The organism is Flavobacterium sp. LK-23 (assembly GCF_058135255.1).
The window spans coordinates 544,132-562,260 of record NZ_JBYUVT010000001.1; the positions used below are offsets into that span (position 1 = coordinate 544,132).

General features: G+C 33.4%; 17 protein-coding genes. 8 read left to right on the top strand and 9 right to left on the bottom strand.

Going from position 1 to position 18,129, the window contains the following annotated elements; all coding sequences use genetic code 11:
* Positions 1 to 87: 87 nt before the first annotated feature.
* Positions 88 to 2,937: a pectate lyase family protein gene (locus AC3Y25_RS02315; protein WP_489901601.1), complete on the top strand. Its 2,850-nt coding sequence runs from the start codon at positions 88 to 90 to the stop codon at positions 2,935 to 2,937.
* 51 nt (positions 2,938 to 2,988) lie between these two features.
* On the opposite strand, the gene AC3Y25_RS02320 is transcribed toward AC3Y25_RS02315, so the two are convergent.
* The 5 genes from AC3Y25_RS02320 to amaB all read right to left on the bottom strand — a co-directional run bounded on the left by AC3Y25_RS02320 (position 2,989) and on the right by amaB (position 7,513).
* Positions 2,989 to 3,405, bottom strand: a complete 417-nt coding sequence (locus tag AC3Y25_RS02320) for a hypothetical protein (protein ID WP_427871612.1) — start codon at positions 3,403 to 3,405, stop codon at positions 2,989 to 2,991.
* The gene (locus AC3Y25_RS02325; RefSeq protein ID WP_489901602.1) at positions 3,374 to 3,937 is read right to left on the bottom strand and encodes a LemA family protein; all 564 of its coding nucleotides are present in this window, start codon (positions 3,935 to 3,937) and stop codon (positions 3,374 to 3,376) included. The genes AC3Y25_RS02320 and AC3Y25_RS02325 overlap by 32 nt, the downstream gene beginning before the upstream one ends.
* A 6-nt stretch (positions 3,938 to 3,943) precedes the next feature.
* Positions 3,944 to 4,987 (bottom strand): hypothetical protein, encoded by a 1,044-nt coding sequence (locus AC3Y25_RS02330; protein WP_489901603.1) that lies wholly within the window; start codon positions 4,985 to 4,987, stop codon positions 3,944 to 3,946.
* Between the two features lie 30 nt (positions 4,988 to 5,017).
* Positions 5,018 to 5,830: a leucine-rich repeat domain-containing protein gene (locus tag AC3Y25_RS02335; RefSeq protein WP_489901604.1), complete on the bottom strand. Its 813-nt coding sequence runs from the start codon at positions 5,828 to 5,830 to the stop codon at positions 5,018 to 5,020.
* Between the two features lie 129 nt (positions 5,831 to 5,959).
* Positions 5,960 to 7,513: an L-piperidine-6-carboxylate dehydrogenase gene (amaB, locus tag AC3Y25_RS02340; protein ID WP_489901605.1), complete on the bottom strand. Its 1,554-nt coding sequence runs from the start codon at positions 7,511 to 7,513 to the stop codon at positions 5,960 to 5,962.
* 181 nt (positions 7,514 to 7,694) lie between these two features.
* Here amaB and AC3Y25_RS02345 point away from each other — a divergent pair, with 181 nt between their 5' ends.
* The gene (locus tag AC3Y25_RS02345) at positions 7,695 to 8,651 is read left to right on the top strand and encodes an MBL fold metallo-hydrolase (protein ID WP_489901606.1); all 957 of its coding nucleotides are present in this window, start codon (positions 7,695 to 7,697) and stop codon (positions 8,649 to 8,651) included.
* 17 nt (positions 8,652 to 8,668) lie between these two features.
* Here the strand turns inward: AC3Y25_RS02345 and AC3Y25_RS02350 are convergent, their stop codons facing one another.
* The 3 genes from AC3Y25_RS02350 to AC3Y25_RS02360 all read right to left on the bottom strand — a co-directional run bounded on the left by AC3Y25_RS02350 (position 8,669) and on the right by AC3Y25_RS02360 (position 10,702).
* On the bottom strand, positions 8,669 to 8,857 hold the full coding sequence (locus AC3Y25_RS02350; RefSeq protein WP_379794940.1) for a hypothetical protein: 189 nt from the start codon (positions 8,855 to 8,857) through the stop codon (positions 8,669 to 8,671).
* Between the two features lie 87 nt (positions 8,858 to 8,944).
* On the bottom strand, positions 8,945 to 9,484 hold the full coding sequence (locus AC3Y25_RS02355) for a 3-hydroxyanthranilate 3,4-dioxygenase (protein WP_489901607.1): 540 nt from the start codon (positions 9,482 to 9,484) through the stop codon (positions 8,945 to 8,947).
* A 117-nt stretch (positions 9,485 to 9,601) separates the two neighbouring features.
* Positions 9,602 to 10,702, bottom strand: a complete 1,101-nt coding sequence (locus AC3Y25_RS02360; protein WP_489901608.1) for an endonuclease/exonuclease/phosphatase family protein — start codon at positions 10,700 to 10,702, stop codon at positions 9,602 to 9,604.
* 128 nt (positions 10,703 to 10,830) lie between these two features.
* Here AC3Y25_RS02360 and AC3Y25_RS02365 point away from each other — a divergent pair, with 128 nt between their 5' ends.
* From AC3Y25_RS02365 to AC3Y25_RS02390, 6 genes are all read left to right on the top strand, one after another.
* A complete protein-coding gene (locus AC3Y25_RS02365) occupies positions 10,831 to 11,907 on the top strand; it encodes a serine hydrolase domain-containing protein (protein WP_489901609.1) in 1,077 nt (358 codons plus the stop codon).
* Positions 11,908 to 12,061: 154 nt separating this feature from the next.
* The gene (locus tag AC3Y25_RS02370) at positions 12,062 to 12,961 is read left to right on the top strand and encodes a S66 peptidase family protein (RefSeq protein ID WP_489901610.1); all 900 of its coding nucleotides are present in this window, start codon (positions 12,062 to 12,064) and stop codon (positions 12,959 to 12,961) included.
* Between the two features lie 180 nt (positions 12,962 to 13,141).
* Positions 13,142 to 13,513, top strand: coding sequence for a YraN family protein (locus AC3Y25_RS02375; RefSeq protein WP_489901611.1), 372 nt, complete (start codon positions 13,142 to 13,144; stop codon positions 13,511 to 13,513).
* A gap of 121 nt (positions 13,514 to 13,634) precedes the next feature.
* On the top strand, positions 13,635 to 14,291 hold the full coding sequence (locus AC3Y25_RS02380) for a hypothetical protein (protein ID WP_008466087.1): 657 nt from the start codon (positions 13,635 to 13,637) through the stop codon (positions 14,289 to 14,291).
* Positions 14,292 to 14,739: 448 nt separating this feature from the next.
* Positions 14,740 to 14,847: an RNA polymerase sigma factor gene (locus tag AC3Y25_RS02385; protein WP_489901612.1), complete on the top strand. Its 108-nt coding sequence runs from the start codon at positions 14,740 to 14,742 to the stop codon at positions 14,845 to 14,847.
* A gap of 316 nt (positions 14,848 to 15,163) precedes the next feature.
* Complete coding sequence (locus AC3Y25_RS02390) at positions 15,164 to 17,311, top strand: glycoside hydrolase family 97 protein (protein ID WP_489901744.1); 2,148 nt, start codon at positions 15,164 to 15,166, stop codon at positions 17,309 to 17,311.
* A 165-nt stretch (positions 17,312 to 17,476) separates the two neighbouring features.
* On the opposite strand, the gene AC3Y25_RS02395 is transcribed toward AC3Y25_RS02390, so the two are convergent.
* On the bottom strand, positions 17,477 to 18,031 hold the full coding sequence (locus tag AC3Y25_RS02395) for a DUF5683 domain-containing protein (protein ID WP_250834487.1): 555 nt from the start codon (positions 18,029 to 18,031) through the stop codon (positions 17,477 to 17,479).
* Between the last annotated feature and the right edge of the window lie 98 nt (positions 18,032 to 18,129).

Genomic DNA, 18,129 nt, shown 5'->3' on the forward strand with positions numbered 1-18,129 from the left:
ATTTTGTGTAATCGATTACAATTAAACCACTTGAAATCGAAAGTAAAAACCACTTACTTATTTTATTAACTATCTTAAACAAACCTTATGAAAAAAAACCTACTTTTCGTGGCTGTCTTTCTCATGACAGTTCAATTATGGGCCCAAACTATCCAAATTAATGAAGCTTCTGGCTGGTTGGAAACTGCTTTTATAAAATGGCAGCCAGTCAGTGGTGCCCAGACATACAATGTCTATTACACCGGCAACGGATTTACAGATCAGAAAATAGACGACCAGCTTATTAGAAGTTATGGTTCTTATTTTCGTGCTGATATTCCGGGACTTAAAGCCGGAACTTACACTGTAAAAGTAAAACCTGTTGTAAATGGCACAGAAGGAACTGGAGCCACAACAGGAAATCTAACTGTAACTGCACACGACAGAAACGGATTTGCTTTTGATGGCGGGCGTGTTCCAGGAGGATACAAAGCAGACGGAACTCCTAAAGACAATGCGGTAATTCTGTACATTACCCAAAATACTAAAAACACTATTTCAATGAATATTACTGGTGCAAGTTCAAACCCTTGTATTGGTTTACAGAATATTCTGTACGCTATCAAGAAAGGAAAAGATACACGTCCGTTTATTATCCGTTTAATCGGAAATATCACTGATATGACGGTTATGGAAGGTGGCGATGTTGTTATTGAAAACGCAAACAATGCTTCGAGTTATGTTACCTTTGAAGGTATTGGAGACGATGCTGTAGCAAATGGATGGGGAGTTAGACTAAAGTCGGCTTCAAACATCGAGGTAAGCAATCTTGGATTTATGAACTGCAATAGTACCGCAGGCGATAACGTAGGAATGCAGCAGGACAATGACCACGTTTGGGTTCATAACTGTGATTTATTCTACGGAAATGCAGGTAGTGATGCTGACCAAATAAAAGGCGATGGTGCACTTGACAATAAAACTTCAACTTATATCACATTATCATACAACCACTTTTGGGATAATGGAAAAGCAAGTCTTTTAGGTTTAAGCGAAGGAACAACTTCTGGACTTTATATCACGTATCACCACAACTGGTTTGACCACTCCGATTCACGTCATCCTCGTGTGCGTTATTATTCAGCACATATTTATAACAACTATTACGATGGTGTTTCTAAATATGGAGCAGGATCAACTTTAGGTTCTTCTCTTTTTGTTGAAGGAAATTATTTTAGAAATAGTAAGCACCCAATGCTAACTTCACTTCAAGGTTCTGATATTTGGGATGAAGCAAACCAAGTGAATAATGCTGGAACAATGGGAACATTCTCTGGTGAAGCAGGAGGAAGCATTAAAGCTTTCAACAATACTTTTGACGCTTCTAACGGAACAAACAATATGCGTTTCGTAGCTTACAACGATCCAAACCCGCTATACAATATCTCAGGAAAAATAAGCTCTACAACAGATTTTGATGCTTACGTAGCCGCAACAAGAGGAGAAACGGTGAGCAGTGCTGTAAAATCTAAATCTGGCGCTAATGTTTACAACAACTTCGATACAGATGCTAATTTGTATGTAAAAAATCTAGTAATCGATACTCCAGCTGCGGCGAAAACAAAGACTACTCAATATGCAGGACGTGTTTCTGGTGGAGATTTAAAATGGACATTTAACAATGCAACAGATGATACTTCTTCATTAGTAATAACTGCATTAAAAACAGCTCTAACAAATTATACGGGAACTTTAGTAGCTGTACAAGGAGAAGGAAATCCACCTGCTGGAACGCAGACCTTAACTTTGACTTCTGCATCAAACAACAATCAAACAGTTGCAAGTGGTACGGCAATCTCTTCAATCGCATTTACATGGGGCGGAGATGCAACTGATGCAACAGTAACAGGATTGCCTGCTTCTGGATTATCTTTTGTAAAAAATTCTACAGCTAAAACTATAACTATTACGGGTACGCCAACTGCAACAGTTTCGTATTCCATTGCAACTTCTGGAACTAGTGGTTCCCCAGCCACTGGTTCTGGAACTGTAACCGTTACTGCAGCTGGAACACAAACATTAACTTCATCTGGCAACAACAGTCAAACGGTTTCTTCTGGAACTGCTATTGCTTCGATTGTATTTACTTGGGGCGGAAACGCTACAGATGCAACTGTAACTGGATTACCTGCTTCTGGACTGACTTTTGTAAAAAATACAACAGCAAAAACTATAACTATTACAGGAACACCAACAGCAAATGTATCTTATTCTGTAACAACATCAGGCACTGCAGGGACACCTGTAACGGCATCAGGAACAATAACGGTAACAACAGGCTCAACTGGCGGATCTGAGCTTCATAACTTTACAACGTCTGGAAAAACAAGTACGTTCTACTCTATTACAGGAAACATGAATTCTACTCCTGGATCTGTAAGCTATAACGGATTAACATTGACTGAGCGCTTAAAAATAGAATCGAGCACATCAATAACCTATACAACAACTAGTGCATCAACTTTAACCTTGGTTTTCGATTCAAGCTTTACTGGAACGATTAAAGTAGATAATGTTTCTTATACAGCATCGGCAGGTATTGTAACGGCTTCAATTGCTGCTGGTTCTCATACTATAACAAAAGGCTCTGTTGCTAATTTATTCTATATCAGTACAGTTTACAGCGGAGCGACTTTAAAAATGGCCGCAGTAGCCGAAACTACAACTCCAGAATCAGCAAAAATAATTTTATATCCTAATCCTGTTTCCAACACATTATACTTATCAGATCCAGAACAGAAAGTACAAAAAGTACTTATTTACAATATTTCTGGAAACCTTGTAGTTAATTCTGGAAACTCTGAAAGCATTGATACAAGCGGTTTAATTCCGGGAACTTATCTAGCTAAAATTTATACCGTTGACGGGTCATTTAACCAAACATTAATTAAAAAATAACTTAACTTAAAAAGGCTTCCAAATCTGGAAGCCTTTTTAACTTTATTATCATTATCTTCTTCGATTTCTAAACTCCTCTTGTTCTGTAACTTTTCCAAATTCATTCAAACATTTTTTGATTGTTTCTAGATTAAAACCAACAAAAAACAACATTCCAATAAAAATGGTGATCCAACTGTACATAATTTTTACACCAGAAATATCTGAAGCCACAACATAAAAGACAATTGTTGGCAAAATAGCAACAAGTAATGTTAATCCTAAAGATAACATAAGCGGATTAATAAAATAGCTATTGAAACTTTTAAGGCCCAGTTTTCTAATCACTATTGAAATAAATAACAGCGCAACAATACTAAAAATAATACCTGCAAAACCATAAATTAAAACTTGGTCCCCTAGATTGTTAATCTGGGTTTCATGACCAAAAAAAGTATTAAAACTGAATCCCATCATACTTCTTTTCATTGAGTGTAACTTCAAATAAACCTTGTGTTCTATAACCAATCATTTTTGCTAATATAAAATTAGGAAATTCTTGAATTCCAACATTGTAAAGATTTACACTATCATTAAAGAACTCTCTCCTGTCTGCAATTTTATCTTCCATTTGAGAAACTCTTTTCTGCAATTCTAGAAAATTATTGTTGGATAAAAGAGCGGGATAATTTTCAGAAACTGCAAATAGATTTTTCATGGTTTTTGAAAACTCATTGGCATTTTCTATTTTTTCATCAACTGTTTTTGAATTCAAAAAATCAGTTCTTAATTTGGTCAAACTGGTTAGCATTGCAGTTTCATGTTCCATAAATTTCGAAGCTACTTTTACCAATTCTGGAACTTCATCAGCTCTCTGTATTAAAATAACATCAATGTTTCTAAAAGCTTTCTCATAATTATTCTTTAGCATAACCAACTTATTATAAATTCTGATAAGTACATTAAAAAATATAAGTATGAGAAGTAATCCAACAATTAAGGCAATGTTTTGAGCGGTCATATTTTTTTAATTTAAAATGATATAAATGAGTATAAGGGAAATGAAAAACAAAGTCACCAAAAAAGAGTCTAATAAAGGTTTATATTTATTTCTGAATGAAATACTTCTCGGCATAGCAATGCCAAAAACAGTATCTGGACTTCCTTTTCTAATTATGGTAGTACCATTGTCTGAATCTGCGTAACCTATAAGTAGCATATAATCATTGCTTTTTAAGTACGTTTCGGTATACCTGGTCTTTCCTCCTGCTTGATTATCTATTCTGTTGAAATAATATTCTAATCCTTCCCCATCTACTGTTACCGAGCCTGTTTCGTCTTTTATCTTAAATTTACCTGTTTTAATTTCTGAAAAAATAGTGCTGTAAGTCGTTCTTCCATCATCATCGCGAGGACTTTCTTTTTCAATTTTATAATAATATCCAATACAAGGTTTATTAAAATAGGGCGAAATAATGGGTTCGATTTCTTCTAAATCTCCTACAATCTCTACCTGACCCATCGCTATTGCATCAATTTTTGAAGTTGGTAAAATAGACTGCAGCCTCATAAATTTGCTTTTATTACTTGGGAAAAATATAGAACTAACTATAATGAACCCTGGAATAATGAGCAAAAGAAGTTTCAAATTTCCATTTTCAGCCAAATAGATAAAAGATAGAATAATACCGATCAAAACAACGATTCCAAGGATTTTTTTACTCAATGGTGTTTTTTGAATATTATGTTTCCGATTGAATTTTTCCCTTTCTATCCTTTCCTCTTTACTGCTTCTAATTCCCGAAACAATCATTCCAATAAAAGCCGATAAAAAAACAGACAAAAACAATAGCAATACAACTGCCAAAGGATACGAAGAATCAATTAAAAAACTGAGTCCGACAAGTACGGGAGATAAAACAAAAAACAGCCAAGATGGAAATTTAAAATTAAAAAGTCCTGAATAAATGACCGTCTGGAACAAAGCAATTCCTAAACTAAAAAGCATCAGAAAAACAACCTCTACACCATCTGTTTTATTTTGAGTTAAAAATTCGAAAAGATCATTCATAAAATGATAAATAATGATATTGTTAAAGGTTTAAAATAGGATCTCAACTTCCGTAGAAAGTAATTTTCTGATTTTATTTCTCTCTACATCTGAAATTGGATTATTACTTAAATCCAAACCAATCAATTTACTCAATTTATTGATTTCATTTGGAACTTCGGTAATTTGGTTATGACTTAAAATAAGGAACTTCAAATTTTTAAACTTCAAAATCTCTTCAGGAAATAGTGTCAATTTGTTCTTAGACAAATCCAATTCTAGTACTAATTCTGGTTTTAATTTCGCTTGCTCCAGATCATAGAAAGATGTTTTTTCTCTTTTCTTCTCTTCTTTATTTTTACTCAAAAGGCCAAATCCTGCTAGAATAAGTGCTGCCACAAAAAAGATGCACAAGAAAGCAACCCAAACAGGATCTTGATTTTTTTCGTTTGTGAAAAGTCTTTGGTAAATATAAAATGCCATTCCGAAAAACAGAACCAGAAATAAACCTAAAAAAATTAAATAAAGAAGGTATTTAAAAAAGGTAAAAATCACTTTTTTAACGCTAGAAGTATTTTTTGCAAATCGAAAATAGACAACTAACGCCAAGATTAAGACCCAAAAAACAGCAACTCCAATTTTAGCCCATATGTTTCCATTTTCAATAATCGAAAAGGAAATAAAAGTTGGAAACATCAAAACAAACCAAATAATTATTCCTCCAATTCCAATAGAAACACAGCCAATTTTATCCTCTTTCCCATTTGATTTCAACCAAAAATAGGCCAATAAAAACGATAAAAGAAGAACTCCAAGAAATCCGTATCCAAAAGGGGTAAGTCCGGCTAAAAAAAATAGAGTCATTTTGGGTTGCTTATAATTTATAGAAAGTTTAGGCTAATAAAAGTAAAAATACTACAAATTTTTAGCATTAAAAAACCGCCTTTCTCAAATACTGAAAAAAGCGGTTTTATTTATTTTAAACTTCCCTTCCTACAAGTCAAATTTAATTCCCTGTGCTAACGGAAGATTTGTTGTATAATTAATGGTATTGGTTTGACGTCTCATATAAATTTTCCACGCATCAGATCCTGACTCACGCCCTCCTCCTGTTTCTTTTTCACCACCAAAAGCACCTCCGATTTCAGCACCAGAAGTTCCTATGTTTACGTTTGCTATTCCACAATCAGAACCTGTTGCAGATAAAAATCTTTCTGCTTCGCGTAAATTATTCGTCATAATTGCAGAAGATAACCCTTGAGCAACACCATTTTGAATTTCGATGGCATTCTCTACTTCTCCAGAATATTTAATTAAATACAAAACCGGAGCAAATGTTTCATGCTGTACAATTTCAAACGAATTTTCAGCTTCCGCAATGGCTGGTTTTACATAACAGCCACTCTCATAACCTTCCCCAGATAATACCCCTCCTTCTACAAGGATTTTTCCACCTTCGGCTACAACTTTATTCAAAGCTGCTGCATACATTTCTACAGCATGAGTATCAATTAGAGGTCCAACATGATTATTTTCGTCAAGCGGATTTCCGATTCGTAACTGCTTATAAGCCGCAACCAGAGCATCTTTTACTTTATCATAAATACTCTCATGAATAATCAGTCTTCGAGTTGAAGTACAACGTTGTCCAGCAGTTCCAACAGCGCCAAAAACAGCACCAATAACCGTCATTTTAATATCGGCATCTGGAGTAACAATAATCGCATTATTTCCTCCTAATTCTAATAATGATTTTCCTAGTCTTCCTGCAACAGTTTGTGCTACGATTTTCCCCATTCGGGTAGAACCTGTAGCTGAAATAAGCGGAATTCGAGTATCTGCAGTCAATAATTCTCCTATTTTATAATCACCATTTATTAAACACGAAATTCCTTCTGGAAGATTGTTTTCTTTTATAACTTGAGCAATTATATTTTGGCAGGCAATTCCGCAAAGAGGTGTTTTCTCAGAAGGTTTCCAAACGCAGACATCACCAGAAATCCAAGCTAAAGCTGTGTTCCAAGACCAAACTGCAACTGGGAAATTAAATGCCGAAATAATTCCAACAATTCCAAGCGGATGATATTGCTCGTACATACGGTGTCCAGGTCTTTCAGAATGCATTGTTAGTCCGTGAAGCTGGCGAGATAACCCTACTGCAAAATCGCAGATATCAATCATTTCCTGTACTTCTCCATATCCTTCTTGTAATGATTTCCCCATTTCATAAGAAACCAATTTACCAAGCGCTTCTTTATTTTGTCTCAATTTTTCTCCAAACTGACGAACAATTTCACCACGCTGTGGAGCAGGAATTAATCTAAAAGTTTTAAAAGCTTCTGCCGCAGTTTTAATTGTTTTTTCGTAATCTGCTGCCGTTGACATTTTTACCGAAGCAATTAATTTTCCATCAACTGGCGAATAACTTTCCAGAATTTCTCCAGAAGAAAAATTATTAATTCCTGTTGATGTTCCTTCATTTATTGTCTTGATGCCCAATTTATCAAGAGCTTCCTTCATTCCAAATTGCGATGCTATTGTTGTCATTGTAACTTTTTTAGTTAAAATTGTTATATTTTTATGTAAAGATATTATTTTAGAATTAATTTTCAGTTGAAGTTAATTCATAAATCAAAGTAAATTTAAGTTTATTTTATAGTATTAACAGAACCGAAACCTCATTATTGAATTTATTTAATGAAATTTGCAGTACTTAAAATTAAAAAATATGACCCTTTTCAATAGGCTTCTGCTTTGTTTTCTTTTAGTTACAACCAGTATATTTTCTCAAAAGGAAAAAACCTCTTTTTCTGTAGTTCCATTGGGAGTAATGGGCGGTATCGACGAAAAAAATCTTTCCGCTTATTTAATCGCTCCAGCCAATACAAATGATTATATCTGTCTAGACGCTGGAACTGTAAACGCTGGAATCGAAAAAGCTATAGAAAATAAAACTTTTAAAGTTTCTACAAGCGAAGTTTTACGAAAATACATCAAAGGATATTTGATTTCTCATGCACATTTAGATCATGTGTCAGGTTTGATAATCAATTCTCCAGCCGATTCTTCGAAAACGGTTTATGCTACAAAAAAATGCATGGAAATGATGGAAAACCATTATTTCAACGATCAGACTTGGGCTAATTTTGGAGATGCAGGTCCTGGTTTTCATATCAAAAAATATCATTTTCAGACTTTAGATTTGGCGAAAGAAACTCTTTTGACCAATGCTAAAATGACGGTTAAAGCATTTCCTTTAAGCCATGTTAATCCGTTTGAAAGTACCGCTTTCTTAATTAAAAACGACAATAATTATGCTTTGTATTTAGGTGATACAGGGCCTGACGAAGTGGAAAAAAGCAATAATCTCCGTGATTTGTGGACAACTGTTACGCCATTGGTTAAGGCCAAGCAATTGAAAGGAATTTTTATTGAAGTTTCGTTTCCAAATGAACAGCCCGATAAATTTTTGTTTGGTCATTTGACTCCGAATTATTTAATGAAGGAACTTCATGTTTTAGAGGAATTAGCAGGAAAAGGTTCTCTGGAAAACTTTAAAATCATTATTACACATTTGAAACCTCCTGCAAAGAATATTGCAAAAATTAAAGAGCAGTTAAAAGCTCAAAACAATTTAGGATTGAAGATTATTTATCCTGAGCAGGGGAAAAAATTAGAATTATAATTTATTAGTCAAAGTTTTCATTGATTGTAAAGATCAAGATCGCTTCTTTTAATTAAACCTTTTTTCTCTAATTTAATAAGCATTTCTTCATGTGTAATAAAATTACCTGCACGAAATTCTTCTTTTGCTTGCTCGATGTCGGCTTTTAATTCTAAAATAAATTTTTCCTCATCGTCTAGTTTTTCATTATTGTTTTCAGTATTCATTTTAAAATTATATTAATCCATTCATATTATAAACCCGACACGTTTTTGAAACCTGTCGGGTTTCATATTTCTATCAAATAAAATATTTTATTTCTTAGCCGTAAATCTAGGATCGGTTTCCATAACAGTTCCACAATTATCACAAGTTCTTAATTCTTCTGAATTGTAGAAGTGCTCAAAATGAGGAAGAAAGTCTTTCTCTATGTTATGAAGTTCAAAATATACTTCATACAATTTATGATTGCAGTTATCGCAATGCCAAAGCAAACCATCTGTAAAACCTTGTCCAGCACGTTTTCTTTCGATCACAAGTCCGATAGAACCTTCTGAACGAACAGGAGAATGTGGCACTTTTGCAGGATGCAAGTACATATCGCCCGCATTTAATTCCATTTCTTTGCGCTTTCCATCTTCCTGAATGACGACCTTAATGCTTCCTTCCAACTGATAAAAAAGCTCTTCTGTTTCGTTATAATGATAATCTTTTCGCGCATTTGGGCCTGCAACAATCATTACAATATAATCTCCAGAATCAACATAAAGGTTTTTATTTCCAACAGGCGGTTTAAGTAAATGACGGTTTTCGTCAATCCATTTCGTCAGGTTAAAAGGTTTTGCTATAGCCATTTTTTTAATACTAAATTATGAAAAGCTAAGGTAGTGAAATTGTAGAGACGCACCGCAGTGCGTATATGGGTTTGTATTTTAATTTCTGAAAAACTTCAGACGCACTGCAGTGCGTCTCTACCTTAAAAACTCTTTTATCAAATAAACATAAACCGGAAAATGATCACTAAAACCTGCTTCGCTCAATGTATTCCGCAACGGATATCCTTTATATACACCAGAATTTTGAATAAGATAAGGTCTATTGAAAATCCCTGCTTTCCAAAAATTAAAAGTCAAAAAATCAGCTTTAACCAAAGATTCTGTTAGGATAATTTGATCAAAAATATTCCAAGAGTCCCTATAAGCAATAGTTCCTAAGCCATTTTTAGCAAGCTCTTCAAACGGATTAAAAACATCAAATTCAGTAACTTCAGCTTTTATTCCCTTAGCTCCTAACCCTATTTTTATACTTTTATTAAATGGTCCGTCATTAAAATCTCCCATTGTCAATACTTTTGCCTGCGGATTAATTTGTTGTAATGAATCAATAATTTTTCGGTTTAATTTTCCTGCGGCTTCCCGAAATACTACTGTTGCTTTTTCTCCGCCAGATCTGGACGGCCAGTGATTGACAATAATATGGATTTCCTCGTCTTCCAAAAATCCCGAAACCAAAAGTTGATCTCTTGTAAAAACTCGATTTTTATTTTCCTTTTTAATTTCAATTTCGTCATCCAAAACTTCTACTTCTTGTTCTTTTTTGACCATTTCTTTTTTATAAATAATTAAAGGAATATTCGAGTAAGAAGTGGGTCTAAAATATTTTTTCTGATACAGCAAAGCCACATCGATTCCTCGTTTGTCTGGAGAATCAAAATGAATGATTCCTAAATCTAATGGCAATAGCTTTGGTTCTTTTATTAAATCTTCTAAAACGCCACGATTCTCGATTTCAGCTCCTCCAATTAAAGTTGGAGCATTTGAATTCTCGGGTGTACCAATTTCAGATATTACCCTCGCCAAATTTTTTAATTTCTGCTGATATTTCTCTATTGTCCAATGCTGCGCCCCGTTTGGAGTCCATTCATCATCATTTGTAAATTCATCATTTACAGTGTCGTACAGATTTTCAAAATTGTAAAAAGCTACGGTATGTATTTTGTATTTTTTGGGTTGGCTAAACAGAACATTCAATGCAAAAAGAATAATCAAAGAGAATTTATATTTTAACGGCATAGAGAAGATTTTTAAAAAGACAAACTTAATTAATTTGTAAGATTTTTACTTAAATAAAATTTAAAAATATTACATTTGTTTCTAATAAAACTCTTGTATCTTGCTGAAAAAATCTGACAATTTATAACATGAAAAAAATACTGTTTTTTGCTTTATTCTTGAGCTTTATAAATCCATTTTACGGGCAAAAAAATAGTTCCAGAGCAGAGGAAATCAGAAAACAATATAGAATTCCAGAATTGGCTTATGCAGTTGTTTCTTCAGATTCTATTCTTGAAACTAACGTTTTAGGATTTCAACGTTACAAATCTTCTCATAAAGCAAAAATTAACGATCTATTCCGTTTAGGATCCATCACAAAAACGGTCACAAGTTATATTGCGGCGACTTTAGTTAAAGAAGGAAAAATAAACTGGAATTCTAAATTTTTTGATTTATATCCTGAATTAAAAGCAGAAAGTAATCCAGAAATTTATAATGTAACCCTGCAAGATTTCTTGACATTTAGAGCACCAATACCAACTTGGTCTTACGGAAATGAAACTCCAAATCAACAAGAAATTAAAGGAAATAATCAAGAACAGCGTTATGAGTTTATAAGCTGGTTTTTTAAGCAAAAGCAAATTGTTACAGAAAAGCAAGAATGGTATGGCTCCAATCCAAGTTTTGTTGCTGCAGGTTTAATGCTTGAAAAAGCAACTGGAAAGAGTTATGAAACTTTAGTGCAAGAATTGGGTAAAAAGCTAAATATTAACTTCGGTTTTGGACAACCAAACGTGACTGATATAAACCAGCCGTGGGGACATGATGAAAATTTGAAGCCTGAAAAACCATTTGTAAATTATAAATTAAATTGGCTTTCATCAGCAGGAAATATCAATGTAAATCTTCCTGATTTTTGCAAATTTACACAGATGCAACTACAAGGTTTGTTAGGAAAATCAAAAGTATTGTCTGAAGAAGAATTTAATAAAATGCATTTTGGTTTTTCTGAATTTTCTTTTGGATGGTATTCTGAAATAAATGAAAAATCGGGTTTAAAATATTCTTTTCACTACGGAAACCCAGGAACATTTTTAACCAAAGTGTATATTTGCAAAGACATCGATAAAGCTTTTATCTTATTTGCCAATGTGCAGTCTGAAGAAGCAGACAAAGGTTTAATGTTACTTTTGGCTGAGCTTCAAAAACAATATGGAGGTTAAATTATTAAACCTTAAAAATTAATTTTATAATTTTAAGCAAAAGAAAAAAATGAATAAAAACTGCTTTCACTATATAAAGAGACACTTTGTCTTTTGTAAACTCGCATTTCTTATTTTTGCTTTACAATCATTCAACTGTCAATCTCAACAAAACATGATAACACCGCCTTATTTACAAAAAGGAGATACTGTAGCACTTTTGGCAACAGCAAGAAAAAACATCGACGATAACTTAAAACCAACAATAGATTTATTGCACAGTTGGGGCTTAGAGGCTGTAATTGGATCTACAATTGGATTAGATTATCATCAATTGGCTGGAACAGATGAGCAAAGAGCTGCCGATTTTCAAAAGCAATTGGACAATCCGAATATTAAAGCGATTTGGTGCGTTCGTGGCGGATATGGAACTGTTAGAATGTTAGATTTACTAGATTTTACGAAATTTAAACAGCATCCTAAATGGGTTATCGGTTTTAGTGATGTAACGGTTCTACATAATCATTTGAATACGATGGGCTATAAATCTATTCATGGTATTATGCCAGTAACGGTTCCTAGAGCAACTTCAGATGCCGTCAGCTCATTAAAAGCTGCTTTATTTAACGAACCTATTTCTTACTCTATTAGTCCAAATCCTATGAATCGTTTAGGAAGTGCTACTGGAGAATTGGTTGGAGGCAACTTGTCTATTTTATATAGTTTGTTAGGATCACCATCGGCAATTGACTGCAAGGATAAAATTTTATTTATCGAAGATTTAGACGAATATCTATATCATATTGACCGTATGATGATGAATTTAAGACGTAACGGATGTATCGAAAATCTAAAAGGGATTATCATTGGCGGAATGACAAGCATGAAAGACAATGAAGTTCCTTGGGGGAAAAATGCTCTGGAAATTATTGATGATGTAACGAAAAAATACAATATTCCAGTCATTTTTAATTTCCCAGCAGGTCATATTAGAGACAACAGAGCCTTAATTATGGGAAATACTGTTTCTATAGAAGTTACTGCTTCTGGAAGTACGGTTACTTTTAAAAAGTAATATCACATTGCTTAGAATCTAAGCAAATCTAACAATACCACATAAAATCTCGAATAGACGCGAAGTCGCAAAGTTTTAATATTCTTTGTGACTTCGCGTCTTTGCATGCAAAAAACATAAACCTATTATTCAATTTTCAACAACCTGAAACTTGAAACCTGAAACAAAAAAACAAAACCCATGGCAGAACATAACGATTTAGGAAAATTAGGAGAAGATCTCGCTGCAGCACATCTTGAAGAAAATGGATATTCGATTATAGAACGAAACTTTGTTATCCAGAAAGCAGAAATAGATATAATTGCACAAAAAGATAATGTTTTGGCGATTGTTGAAGTTAAAACTCGTTCCAGTTTAGATTTTGGATCTCCGCAAGATTTTGTGAAGTCCAAAAAAATTCAATTACTCATTAAAGCAGTAAATGCCTACATAAACGATAGGGAAAAGGATTTTCAAGAAGATTTAGAAATCCGTTTTGACATCGTTGCAGTCCATAAAAATGGCGAATCATTTGCAATTGAACATCTTACTGATGCTTTTTATCACTTTTAACATATTTTTTTATTGTTATAATTGTAACAATTTGTTTTTTTATTTATATTTGCAAAGAATTATAACATCGCAATGTTAAATTAACTACCAACTCAACTGTTACCAAAAAAAAAAAAAGATTATGAAAACTGTTTCTTCTATTGTAGAAAACTACATTAAAACAAAACCATTTTTATTAAATGCCCTGTCACTCGGAATTATTAACCTAACTTCACTTTCGCGAAATATTATGACCGAATTAGAAAGTGAGTTTGGCAAAGAAGTAAAACAAGGCGCTGTTGTAATGTCTTTAAAACGACTAACGGAAGAACTAGATTTTAAACTAAACCACAAAATCAATAAAGTAATTAAAAATATTGGTGAAATCACAGTTCGTTCTGAACTTACCGATTACACTTTTGCAGCGTCTGAAACGGTCTTAAACAAACAAGCAGATTTGATCTCTGATATTAATGCTCTATCTGATATTTTTTATACCTCATCTCGTGGAGTAAATGAAACGAATATCGTGGTGAGCAGCAGTGTAAATCACTTAGTTGAAAAACACTTTATGAGAGAAAAATTAATCCAGAAATTGGATAATTTAGCTTCTATCACTGTAAAATTACCAAAAGAAAACATTGTTGTTCCTGGTATTTACTATTTCATATTCCAGCGTTTGGCTTGGGAAGGAATTATTATCAACGAGGTAATTTCGACTTCAAATGAATTTACAATCTTAGTTGGAGAAGATCAAGTAGATGTCGCCTTCAAAGTAATTAAAGACTTGAAAAACTAATTAAATAAGATCTAAAGAATCGCTTTGATTCTTCTTTATAACACAAAAATCCTTTTGTCTTTTTAATAAAAGATGAAAGGATTTTTTTTAGAATAAAAAAGTACATCAACATAATTCTATTTTTAGCAAATAAGAATATTCTCAAAAGTAAAATTCAGAAATTACTTTCTACTTCAGAAAAGCGTCAATATGACACTTACTTGCAGAATGCCACTTCACAATGTATTTTATGTCTTTCTCTAAAAAAACTAACAAAAAATTTGAATTAAGTTTTTTTATATATGATTTATTGAGAATAATATTTTTATATATTTGTGAAGAAGTCAGACATGAGACCTCGAATTTTGATAGTTTAATACCATTGGAATTAAATAAATGCAAGTTAAACAATCTATAAAAATAGCTCCCAACAAAAAAACGGCAGATTTTAAAATGTCGGAAAAAAGGAATGAGCTACGAAGAAATAAGCAAGGAACTCGGAATCTCGATAAACACAGTCCAGAACCAAATGAGTAAAGCGCTCGAATTGATGCGCGATTTTTTTTTAACTTCATGATAAAATTATCTAACCAAAACCACAAATATTACCCTTAAGATCACTCTTCGGAGTGATTTTTTTTGATCAATTCCAAGTGCTATATTTCCTAAAAGTTTCTATCATTTCGACTGAAGGGAAATACACTACTCCAATTGCTTTGGCTAATACCATTAGAAAAATGCATTAACTGGAAGCACGATTTCTTTAGATTCAGAAATTAATTTAGAAGCTTACCAATATTTAATACTTAAAAAAGAATAAAAGCTTATAATAAAGTTAGATTTGCAAAAAACTAAATAAAATGAATTTTCAATCCCAAAAAACACTGCTTCAAATGCGTTTGAGCAAAAAAACAGCGTTTTTATTTTTTACTATCCTAAGTGTATTTTCACTTCAGGCACAAGAAATAGCTTCGCCAGACAAAAATCTTTCTCTAAAATTTGAATTAAAAGAAGGTGGTATTCCGTCTTACCAATTATCATACAAACAGAAACCAGTTATTAAACCAAGTTCTTTAGGTTTAGAGCTTAAAAACAATGCTTCGTTTATGGATGGTTTTACCATTACAAATACAGCACAATCTTCTGTTGATGAAAATTGGAATCCCGTTTTAGGAGAAGAAAAAACAATTCGAAATCATTACAACGAATTGGTTGTCACTTTAGCGCAAGCGAAAAACAACAATAGATTTATCCGTATTCGTTTCCGTTTATTTAATGACGGATTGGGATTTAGATACGAATTTCCGAAACAAAATGATCTCAACTATTTTTTAATTAAAGAAGAGCGCACCGAATTTCAATTGGCTGGAAATCATAAAATTTTCTGGATTCCAGGAGACTATGACACCAACGAATATGCTTATACAACATCAAAGATTTCAGAAATCCCTTCTTTGATGAAAAAAGCTACGATTGAAATCAATGCACAACAGCCAATCAAAGAATTATCTGTACAAACGCCTTCAATGATGAAGTCGGACGATGGTTTATACATCAACATTCACGAAGCAGGATTAATTAACTATCCAGCAATGTACCTTGAAGTTGATGCCAAAACCAACAAAATGACGAGTCATTTGGCACCCGATGCTGTTGGTGCAAAAGGCTACATGCAGACTGACACTCAAACACCTTGGAGAACTATTGTGGTAAGTGATAAAGCAACTGATATTTTAGCTTCAAAATTAATTTTAAACCTTAACGAACCAACCAGTTACAAAGATGTTTCATGGATTAAACCAGTAAAATACATTGGAATTTGGTGGGAATATTTTGTTGCAGGAAGAAGTACATGGGCTTTTGGAAAAGAAAACAACGTAAAAATGACAGATGATTTTACGAAACTTACTCCAAACGGAAAACACGGAGCTACAACAGAACGCGCAAAAGAATACATTGATTTTGCTTCTAAAAATGGCTTTGATGCAATCCTTATCGAAGGTTGGAACATTGGCTGGGAAGACTGGATTGGCAACTGGAAAGAAGACGTTTTTGATTTCGTTACCGCATATCCTGATTTTGATGTAAAAGCGGTTCATGCTTATGCAGCTTCTAAAGGTGTAAAAATTATCATGCACCATGAAACTTCAGGCTCTGCAACCAATTACGAACGTCGTCTAGATCGTGCTTTTCAATTTATGAATGATAACGGTTATGATGCTGTAAAAACAGGTTATGTAGGACAGATTATTCCGCGTGGAGAACATCATGACGGACAATGGATGGTCAATCATTATATCAACGTTGCGAAACGTGCTGCCGATTATAAAATTATGATCAACAGCCACGAAGCCGTTCGCCCAACGGGATTAAACCGAACTTTTCCAAACTGGATTGCTCAGGAATCAGCGCGCGGTACCGAGTTCGAATCTATGGGAGGATTAGCTCCAGATCACACTACAATTCTGCCATTTACCCGCTTAATGGGAGGCCCAATGGATTATACTCCAGGAATTTTCCAGACTGATCTTTCGTATTACGGAACAGGAAGTTCGCAAAGAGTAAACACGACTTTAGTAAAACAATTGGCTTACTATGTAACGATGTACAGTCCGTTGCAGATGGCGGCTGATATTCCTGGAAATTATGAGCGTTTTCCAGATGCATTTCAGTTTATTAAAGACGTAGCTGTAGATTGGGATAACAGTTATATTCTAGAAGCCGAACCTGGAGATTACATTACAATTGCTCGTAAAGCAAAAGGCAAAAACGAATGGTTTATTGGCGGAATTACAGATGAAAATGCCAGAACAGCAAACATTTCTTTCGATTATTTACCTGCAGGAAAAAATTTCGTTGCCACAATTTATGCCGATGCTAAAGAGGCCAATTGGAATCAAAATCCACAGAAATATACGGTTACTAAAGTTATCGTAAACTCAAAAAGCAAATTGAAGCAGTATTTAGCTCCTGGTGGAGGTGTTGCCATCAGTATTAAAGAAGGAATGGCTTCAGATTTAAAAGGATTGAAAAAGTTATAATTTAAAGTGCTAAGATACTGAGGTATTTAGTTTCTTAGTTTTTTGCCACGAATTTTACACTAGATTATTTCTAAAGATTTTAAAGCTACTAAAAAACTGATCGTTAAATAAATTCGATTTGGTTGAAATAGAAAAGCGCATGAATTTCATGCGCTTTTCTATCTTTTAAAATGTGTAATTGAGAGCAAATCCCAAATTATTCTCCGATGTGATTTCATTTTTATTTAATGCGGGTTTAAAAGCTAAATTCTCATTTACATTAAACTGAGATAAAGCAGCATCAACGTTGGCATCAATAATGTTTAAGACATAAAAACCAACCATAAACAAAGCAGATAAATCTCTATTTCTTTGATAACCCTTTTGAGCTGTAATCAACTGGCTTTCGCTTAATCCAGCTAAAAATTCAGAATCGCTTTTTTTGCCTTCAAGCCTATTTTTGTATTCATTTCTATAAAGATTGTAATTCTTCTGATTGTCGATGTAGAAATAGGCACTCGTTCCAATCGCACCATATACCAAAGGAAGTTTCCAATATTTTTTATTATAAATCTGTCCTAAACCAGGCAAAACTGCCGAATAAAAAGCTGCTTTTGCTGGACGAAGCGGATCGATTGTTTCTGATTTTAAGGAATCATTTGAAATAATTCTATCTTTTCCCTGAGCGAAAATGGAAGTAAATCCAAGAAGTAAAAAAAGAACAAGAAGTTGATTCTGCATATAAAGTGTCTTTGAAAATTTTGGTTCAAAGAAAACTTTTTAATTCTAAGGTTTTTCTTAAATAAAAGATAAAGAAAACTTAATTTTTAAATTAACTG